Raw genomic sequence first — 9,079 nt, forward strand, 5'->3', positions numbered from 1 at the left:
ACGATCGAGCTTCAGGTCTCCCGCGGTAACCAGCTGACCATGCCTAACCTCGTCGGGCAAAGCACCAGCCAGGCGCTATCCGCGCTCCGCTCGGCTGGATGGACCGGTGGGACCGCCCGGTTGACCACGCACGATCAGAAGACGAACGATCTCACCAAGATCAACGAGATCATGACTCAGTCGATCCCCGCTGGTCAGGCCGTCGACAAAGACTCTACGATCGACGTCGGCGTCGGCTCATTTAGCCTCCTGCCATAAAACGAGGGGTTGGTGAATTAGTGCACATGTTCCGTTCACCAACTCACTAAAAAGCCACAGACCCAGGCACAACAAAGCGCCCGGGGCTGTGGTTTTGATTTTTACTTGTCAGCTAAACCCTCGTCGATTAAACCAAGGCCTCCAAGTTTTTTAATTCCTGTTGCTGGAGGTCGAGCTCCTCAACATCCCACTTCTTGGTAGAGTCCAGAGCTTCCACGACTTGAGCCATATCAATGCTGTCGTGAAGCTCGTTCATATCCAATTGCCAAAGAGTTTTAGCGCCGTGCGTTGAAACTACGAGCACGCACAGCTTGATGCTCTCGGGCTCCTGGACAGGCAGGCAAACGGGAACAATGACATGCTTTTCGCCGGTCTCAAAGTGGCGGTTAGCAGCCTCTCGTATATCGGAGGCCAACGTGTTTCCAAGTGCCGGAATGATGACAGGCATGGTCTCAACACCAAGCCGCTCTATTAGGCGAGCACGCTCACCGGTGTGGTTAAGAAACGAGCGGAAGAGCTGTGCAACAGCCATGCGAGAACGAAAGTTACGCTTTTGCTCCTCAATCTCGTTCTTATTGGTGTTCAGCGCCACGCCCAGAAATTCTAATTCAGACTTAAATTCCTCACGAAAACCCATTCATACGTAGCCACTTTCACGCGAACTACAGCCCCGACAAGACAGCGTTATGCCGATCCTCCAGCTCACGCACGCGTTCCTCGTCGACAGGGAAACCAGCGCACCCCATCCAATTCGCCACAATCCGGTGGCCGCAGCTCGTCATAATCGACTCCGGGTGGAACTGCACACCATGCAAAGGCAGCGACGCGTGCCGCATGGACATCACCATCCCCGAATCCGACCGGCCGGTTACGACCAACTCCTCCGGCAGCGACGCCTCATCCACCGTCAACGAGTGGTATCGCGTTACGGTCACGGGATCCGGCAAACCACGCATCACACCCGTACCGTCATGCCACACCGGCGACGTCTTCCCGTGCAACAACTCGTCCGCACGGACCACCGAACCGCCCAAAGCCTCGGCCAGCGCCTGATGCCCCAAACACACACCCAACATCGGGATCTCATGGCGGATACATGCTTTGATCAGCGGAATCGACTGCCCCGCCGCCGACGGAGTCCCCGGCCCCGGCGAAATCAACACCCCGTCGAAATCCTGAACAACCGACCGGCCCGCGGCCCGATCCTCCGCAGAATCCACCAAACGGTCGTCGTCGTTACGCCACACCGTGCACGTCTCCCCCAGCTGCCCGATGTACTGCACAAGGTTGTACACAAAACTGTCATAATTATCGACGACGAGAATCCGCATACCGGCAATACTAACGGCACACCGAACTCGCAGCGTAGCTACCTAGCTATCACTGGCCACCCCCAGCCACCGCCGATTACTGAGCGTTACTGAGCAGACCCCTTCAAGCGGACACGATCACCCGGCAACCACGCCCACTGCTTCACCTGCCACGAACCGCACGACTGGTCAACATCTGAATACGCCGCCGCAGCCAGATCCAGCGATGCCGGGGAGTCCAACACAATCCACCGGCAATTCGACACATAACCGTCCTGCACGAAATGGGCCTCCACACCAGCCAGCTGACCAGCGATAAAGCGCATCACCGAACCGTGAACGACCACGATAAGATCACTCGGCGTACTCGTATCCGACCCCACCGCACCCGGGACAAGGAGCGGCAGCATCGGGGTAATGCCCTCCAGGAAGCGACGGCGTGTTTCCCACCCGGACTGCCCGCCGGGCATGCGCATATCCATCTTTCCCGACGACCACTGCAACTGGGTGTAGCGATACGTGTGTATCGACTCCATGTCGGTGTTCATTTCCAGATCACCGGCGGTGACCTCGGTCAAACCCGGGATAGCCGTCGGCACAGTGGGATCATCCGGCTCAGCCGTGATGGGGGCGGTCTTCACCCCATCCGGCGACGGCGACGCGGTAAATACCGATGCGCCCTGGTTCACCATCCCCTGCGCGGCGAACCGGGCGGTTTTCCTGGCGCGGAGGGCTTCCGAGCTGATAATGACCGGGCGCGGTGAGCCCGTTGGGGCATGGTTTTGGTGCTCGATGCCTGCTCCAGAGAGGGTGCCGTCGGCAACGATTCGCTCGCCACCGGTAAAAGCCTGCTCAACGCCCATTGACGTTAAATCGGCGCCAGGCACAGCGGTATCGAGAGCGGTGATGAGGTTGGACGTCGTCTGCCCGTGGCGGAAAAGAATCAGCCGTCCGCGGGGCGCGCCCTGCTGTTTCTCCCCCGATACGCCGCTGTTTGATGTGCCACTGTTGACTGTTGCACCCACGCTATTCACCTGTTTTCCTCCAGCCGTTTGTCATCATTCTGTACTCTCTCTGTACTCGTTCTGCACTCGCTCGCCACGTGCCGCCGGCTCGACGGTCCGGCGTTATGACGCTCTACCACAGGACATCTGTCTCCGGGGCGGTCCCTTCCGCCCGATGAGCAACCCACTCCTGCGCGGTGAACCACTCAGCGGGTGTTGCCGTCGACGGTTTATCCGGACTCATTGTGGACGACGGAGCCGCAGTATCGGACGTCGTTACAGTATCGGACGCAGCCACTTGGCCAGACGTCGTCGCCACGTGGAGCCCGTCGTCCATCGGCCATGACCCGAGGAAGCGCAACACCTGGACCGTTCTATGCAAATGCTGCAAAGCCGTTGCCACATGGGGATCAGAGATATGCCCGCTCATGTCCATATAAAAGCGGTATTCTCCCAGCGCTTTCCGCGTGGGGCGGGACTCGATGCGCGTCAAATCCACACCGTTCGACGACACCACCGTGAGCGTTCGAGCCAGCGCGCCCGGCTCATTGCGGACATTAAAGACGACCGACGTGCGGTCACGGCCCGTGTGAGCTGTGGGTTTGCCCGGCTTTCCCACTAACACGAAGCGAGTCTGCGCGCCGGCAACGTCAGCAACGCCATCAGCTAAGGAGTTCAAACCGTACAGCTGCCCGGCGCGAGCAGGCGCTGCGGCGGCGTCGACCTCTCCTCGAGCAACCATCTCTGCAGCTGCGGCATTGGATCGGGCGGCAACGAACTCGGCCGGCGGGAGGTGGTGATCAACCCACGATGTCACTTGGGGACGAGCGACGGGGTGCGCACTCCAGGTGGCGATGTCCTCGGGGCGGGTGCCCGGCCGGACGAGGATAGAGAAGGCGATCGGGATGGCAATCTCACGGTAGATCTGCAACGGATGCGACCCCGCGAGCGCATCGAAAGTCCTGGTGACAGGACCTTCAACTGAGCTTTCAATGGCAACGCACGCCCAATCGGCGCGGCCGTAAATAACAGCGTCAACAGCGTGTTGAGGCGAGTCGACGGGGAGCGGAACTATGCGGTGACCGTGTGCGGTGATGGGCTCGGTGGCTCCCACGCCGGTGGTTTCTGGCCCAGCAGCCCCCGTCCTTGTGCCCTGGGGTGGCGTATCGCACCACCCATGACCTGCGAATTCCAGCATGGCCATTTCCGTAAACGTCCCTGACGGCCCAAGAAATGCGACGACGGGAGTGTCGCGCTCGGCCGTTCCGGGTTCGTGACTGGTTTGGTGCGGGCCCACGCTGCTTGACTGCTCGCTACTCATTCCACCTGCCTAAGTCGTGGTGTTCTCTTCAACCCTAAACCACCGGGAATCAAGAATCAGATAGACAAGGTGGTGGTGGCGCAACCGTATCTGCCTCCCCGTAGGCTGTCAGGTATGGATTTCCACGACGTGTTGGACGCCCCTTTGACCGATATCCTCGCTATGGTGCGCGGTGGGCGTCGTCGCGTCGGAACCCAGGACACCGCTACACCTTCTGACCAGCACAGTCGTGACCAGCGTCTTTCCCCGGATGCGCTGGCGAACCTCGCGCGGGACCGTGTGCAAGCCACCCGGGAGTCAACCGGGCTGAGCACACAAGAGCTAGGTTTTGCCCTGGATGACATTCCGGTCACCTATCCGAGCGCTCAGCGCAGTAGTGGCCCGTTCGCCGGCTTGCCTATTCCGATTAAGGATTTGCTCCCTGTACAGGGGATTCCCTGCACACAGGGTTCGGCCGATCGCGTGTCGGTACCGGAGAAGAACGACCCCGTCGCGGACGCGTTATTGGACGCCGGCGCCACCATTTTCGGAGCATCGGCCACCTCTGAGCTGGGCTTATCGTGTTACACGGAACCGACCCATCTTCCGACGGTTGTTAATCCGGCGTTGCCCGGGCGCACACCAGGTGGTTCGTCGGGCGGGGCGGCGGCACTGGTTGCGCGCGGCATCGTCCCGGTGGCGCATGGGAGCGATGGAGGCGGCTCAATCCGCGTCCCCGCCGCTTGTTGTGGGATCGTCGGGTTTAAGCCCCCGCACGATCCGACCGATGGGCAGCTGCGCGCGGATGGTTTTCTGGCGCGCACGGTGGCAGATGTCGCGGTGGCGTCGTCGCTAATTACTTTTCCTGGTCAACCGCGTGTGACTCGGACTGAGTGGGTTCCAGGGACGCCGAATGTGAGTGTTCCTTCTCGACGTCTACGTGTAGGAATTTTAACGAAGCCGCTGCATAGTGTGGGCCAGAATGCGACGCCCCCAGCGCCCCACGGTGCTTCGCACCCTGCGCCCCGTCCGGCGTCGAATTCCCTGATGACGGGCGCGCTTCGGATTGCGGCCGATCGTGTGAGGGCGGCAGGCCACGATGTTGTGCCTGTGACCAGCCCGTATCCGCCGGAGATGATTGAGCTGCTGCGCATCGTGCTGGCCTATCGGTGCAGGAATCTTGATGGCGCGTTGTCCCCGTTGAGCACGTATTTCCGTGACCTGGGGGCGACGATCACGGCCGAGCAGTATGAAGAGACACTGGCCCGGCTTCGGGAGCTTCCTGATCTGGTGCTCGGCCAATGGTCTGATGCGGCGAACGTGGATCTTGTGCTGAACCCGACCATTGCGTACCCGCCTCCGCCGGTGGGCACGTTCACGGCCTTGCCTCCCGAGGAGGATTTCGCGGCGCAAACCGCGTGGACCCCGTGGTGTACGTTGTGGAATTTAACGGGCTGGGCTGGGCTTTCGGTTCCCGTCGTGACGACGGCGATTGAGGGCCCGTGGCACGGGTGGCCGGTGAGTGTGCACGTGGGCGCTGTGGGGGATCGTGTGTCGCCGTGGGAGGTTCTTGGTGTCGGGCTCATCGTCGAAAAGTAGTGTCACCGCGACGCTGCGCTGGGAAATTGTCATTGTCCTGGCCGTGACATTTGGTATGTCAGGGCTGCGGGCAACGCTGCGCCTGGTGGAGGCCCTGGTCTCCCCGACGCCGCTGAAGGGGCAGACCGCGCAGCTGAATCCGTCGCAGGCACCGGCGGCGTGGCTTGATGCGTCGCTGCAGGTGTTGTCGGCGGGGACCTTGGTGGCCTGGGGTGCGCTGGCTGTGTATATGTTGTGGGTTCATCCCGTGACGACGAATCCTCTGCGGTTTTTGCGCTGGTCCGGACTGTCCGACGTGTGGCATGGGCTGGCGGCCGCTGCGGCGATTGGCCTGCCCGGGCTGTGTTTTTATGGCGTGGCTCGCGCGTGGGGTTTGTCGGCGACGGTTGATCCTGCGGCGGGGGCCCGCGCCTGGTGGTCGTACGTGTTGCTGGTCATTTCCGCGTGCGCGACGGCCTGGGCCGAGGAAGTGGTCGTGGTGGGGTGGTTGCAAACCCGCTTGGCTCAGTGTGGTGTGTCGGGGGCGCCACGCGTGGTGGCGTCGGCGCTGTTGCGGGGCCTATATCACGTCTACCAGGGCCCGAGCGCGGGCGTGGGGAACGCAATCATGGGCCTGGTTTTTGGGACGTATTTCGAACGGACAGGACGTGTGTGGCCACTGGTCATTGCTCACGCGGTTATTGACTGCGTGGCTTTTGTGGGCGCAGCGCTATTAGCCGGCCATCTGCCGTGGCTGGGGCTGTAGATGATGTGCCCCCACTAGGCCGTGTAACTCTAGCCCCACGCGTTTCGATATACTCAACGCTTGGTTTCACCTGTAGCTGTGTCACCTGCATATTCCGCGGAGCCGGATGAGCATGAACCGGATGAGCGCAGCCCCAGAGCCTGAGCGTCAGTCGCTAGGCCGGAACATCCCCTGCCGTCGCGGGGTGCTGCCAGCGTTATCACTGGTAAGCGATACTTTTGTCGGAAGGAAATTTTGTGCCTGCTTTGTCGCTTCGGAGTGGTAGCCGGTTTGGTACCGGCCGTGCCCGTGAAGCACTCAGCAGAGCACACAGCCGGGGTTCAGATAACAGTTCGGAGAGCAGCTCAGCCGCGATTATCGGGTGGCCGGCCCATGTGTTGGGCCTCCTTGTCGGGCTTCTGACGCAATTAATCTGGCACGGCCCGCGCGAAAATGGCGACTGGGCCGCGTTGTGGATCGCCGGCAAGCTCCTCCGCCAGGGTGATGATCCGCACATCTACGACTACGCCCCCGACGATTTCGCTGCCTGGGCAGGCCCTTTCTGGCAGCCGTTCGCCCAGCAAGATGTCACATCAGCCTCACCGCATCCGTTTGTTCAGGCACCGTTCGTTGCTCAAATGGCTGAGGCCCTGACATTCGTAATGTCATTCCACACATCGGTGTTCTTCTTGACGGTGGCGTCGGGGTGGGCGCTGGTCGTGCTGGTGGCCAGCGCATTTTATGTGTGGTTTCACCGCCCGATCCCCATGGGCGTGTTGGTCGGCGTCACGGTGGTGGTGTGGCTTTCCACCCCATTCCAGTGGTCGATCACATTGGGACAAACGACGCCCTTGGTCACCGCTGGCATTGCGTATAGCATCGCGGCAGCACGTCGTCGTCCCTGGTCAGCGGGCATCGTACTAGGGGTCGTTAGCGTCATTAAGCTCACGCCGCTGGCGCTCATTCCGCTGATGCTGCTGTTCCGTCGGTCACGTCGAACGTCGCTCATCGCTATCGCAACAACGGCCCTCTGCTTCGGCTTCTCCGTACTAACCGTGGGGTGGCCACTGCACGAAATCTGGCGTGCGCGGATACACATGTTCTCCACGTTCAAAGTGATCGCGCCGACGAGCCAGACCTTCGTGTCAATCATGAAGCGCCATCTTATCGACGAGGGGCCCGCGGGCGCGCCGATTATCCAGGACACGCCCGGCTGGATGGTGGTCACCCCGATGATGCTTGCCGCCGTAATTGCCCTGGCCTTGGCCATCGCGGCGTACCGCTGTCGGGGGCGGGCCTTCGAGATCATCATGGTGGGCGCCATGTGCGTGGCCACGTGTTTCTCCGGATTCGTGTGGACGCACTATTTCATCATTGTTGTGTTGCCGGCCTTCGGCGTGTTCGCGCTGACCGCTCGCCGCAAATGGGCGGTGGCCTGCATTGCGATGGTCAGCGTCCTCTATTTCCCTCCGCTTTCCGACGTTATTTCGTCGCAGCACGATAACCGCTACTTTGCCCAAACAGGCTTTTATGTCCCCGGCGGGGCCTTGATGGCGACGATTATCATGCTGTTCCTGCTGGCAGCCGCTGTTGTGGTGCCCGCGCGTCGGGCGGCTAGCGCTGGGCTCCCCAACTCTGCACCGGAGTTTCGGGCGCCGTGGGGTGCGGGGGCATCTGCAACGAGGCGCACCAGCACACCCATAGCTAGGCGCTCCACCCCGCGAACCGGCGCACGTTCCGCAGTAACCCGCTGGTTCGCCCACGCTAACGCACCCCATTCCACCTTCATTTCTGGCTCATCGCCACGTCAGCGTGGCCACATCGTCGGCAGAATGGGTCATATCGTTGCTATGCTTTCCGGACTAATCACTGTCTTGGCGTGGAACTCCCACCGACAGACAGATGATTGGTCCTCACTGTGGATCGCCGGCAAACTCGTCGCGCAAGGCGATAAGAACCATATTTACGATTACAACCATCAGGATTTTGCGCGCTGGGCCGGCGAGTACTGGGCACCATTTGCCAATGAGCACGTGACATCCCCCTTGCCTCACCCATTTATTCAGGCGCCGATCGTGGCCGAAGTGATGAGCCTCATCACCCGCATCATGAGCTACGACTTTTCGACGCTCGCGCTGGGATTCTTGTCTGGCTGGGCCATGGTGATCACTGTCGCCTGCGCCTATCGCGTCTGGGTGGGGCGGCCTATCCCGCTCGTTCTGCTGCTGCCCGTCGTTGTGGTGGCCTGGGTGTCAGCGCCATTTTCCATGGCTATTCGTCTGGGCCAAACAAGCCCGCTGATCTACGCGGGCATTGCCTACGCGATCGCCGCTGCGCGCACTCGGCCCCGCTCGGCGGGCATTGTCCTCGGCTTGGTCAGCGTCGTAAAGCTGAGTCCTTTCGCTCTGATCGCCGCAATGTTCCTTTTCCGTCGGTCACGCCGGACAGCCGCCGTCGCCGTCGTCACCACTGTGATTGCGTTCCTCGTGTCGCTGGTCACGCTGGGTACGGATGTTTTCCGCACCTGGATCCGTGTCATTCACGATCTATCCTCCGCCCGCGTTGTCGCCCTGGAGAGCCAGAGTTTCGCGTCGATCATGTTGAGAAGCCATCTTGGCGACAACGACAACGTCTGGGTGCCCATCATCCGCAATCCACCGACCTGGGTTGTGGTGATTCCGCTCATCCTGGCAGCGTTGCTGGCTATCCTGGTCCTCGCAGCCGCGTATGTGCGTCGGGAATATGCGTTCCCGCTGTTCATGGTGGGTATTACGAGCATCGCGACGGCTTGCTCTGGGCTGGTGTGGACCCACTATTTCCAGGTTGCGCTACTCCCCGCCTTCGGGTCCATAGTCCTGGCGGAACGTCGTCGCCTGGCCGGTTT

Annotated in this window: 8 protein-coding genes; 4 read left to right on the forward strand and 4 right to left on the reverse strand. The window is 61.2% G+C overall.

What is annotated here, in order from left to right; genetic code table 11:
• Positions 1-258, forward strand: a 258-nt coding sequence (locus tag Q3981_RS09355; RefSeq protein ID WP_303125588.1) for a PASTA domain-containing protein, incomplete at its 5' end; no start/stop codon positions are given.
• 127 nt (positions 259-385) lie between these two features.
• On the opposite strand, the gene Q3981_RS09360 is transcribed toward Q3981_RS09355, so the two are convergent.
• The 4 genes from Q3981_RS09360 to pheA form a co-directional block, all read right to left on the reverse strand.
• Positions 386-895: a hypothetical protein gene (locus Q3981_RS09360; protein WP_303125590.1), complete on the reverse strand. Its 510-nt coding sequence runs from the start codon at positions 893-895 to the stop codon at positions 386-388.
• Positions 896-920: 25 nt separating this feature from the next.
• Positions 921-1,589, reverse strand: a complete 669-nt coding sequence (locus Q3981_RS09365; protein WP_303125592.1) for an aminodeoxychorismate/anthranilate synthase component II — start codon at positions 1,587-1,589, stop codon at positions 921-923.
• A gap of 86 nt (positions 1,590-1,675) precedes the next feature.
• Positions 1,676-2,602: a histidine phosphatase family protein gene (locus Q3981_RS09370; protein WP_303125595.1), complete on the reverse strand. Its 927-nt coding sequence runs from the start codon at positions 2,600-2,602 to the stop codon at positions 1,676-1,678.
• Positions 2,603-2,705: 103 nt separating this feature from the next.
• Entirely contained in the window at positions 2,706-3,893 is a 1,188-nt protein-coding gene (gene pheA, locus Q3981_RS09375; RefSeq protein WP_303125597.1) for a prephenate dehydratase, read from the reverse strand.
• Between the two features lie 114 nt (positions 3,894-4,007).
• On the opposite strand from pheA, the gene Q3981_RS09380 reads away from it, so the two are divergent.
• The 3 genes from Q3981_RS09380 to Q3981_RS09390 form a co-directional block, all read left to right on the forward strand.
• Complete coding sequence (locus Q3981_RS09380; RefSeq protein WP_303125599.1) at positions 4,008-5,471, forward strand: amidase; 1,464 nt, start codon at positions 4,008-4,010, stop codon at positions 5,469-5,471.
• Positions 5,472-5,526: 55 nt separating this feature from the next.
• Entirely contained in the window at positions 5,527-6,216 is a 690-nt protein-coding gene (locus Q3981_RS09385) for a CPBP family intramembrane glutamic endopeptidase (RefSeq protein WP_303125605.1), read from the forward strand.
• A gap of 236 nt (positions 6,217-6,452) precedes the next feature.
• Positions 6,453-9,079, forward strand: a 2,627-nt coding sequence (locus tag Q3981_RS09390) for a glycosyltransferase family 87 protein (protein WP_303125601.1), incomplete at its 3' end; no start/stop codon positions are given.

Origin of the sequence: Corynebacterium sp., assembly GCF_030530965.1 — a bacterium.
Classification (GTDB): Bacteria; Actinomycetota; Actinomycetes; order Mycobacteriales; family Mycobacteriaceae; genus Corynebacterium.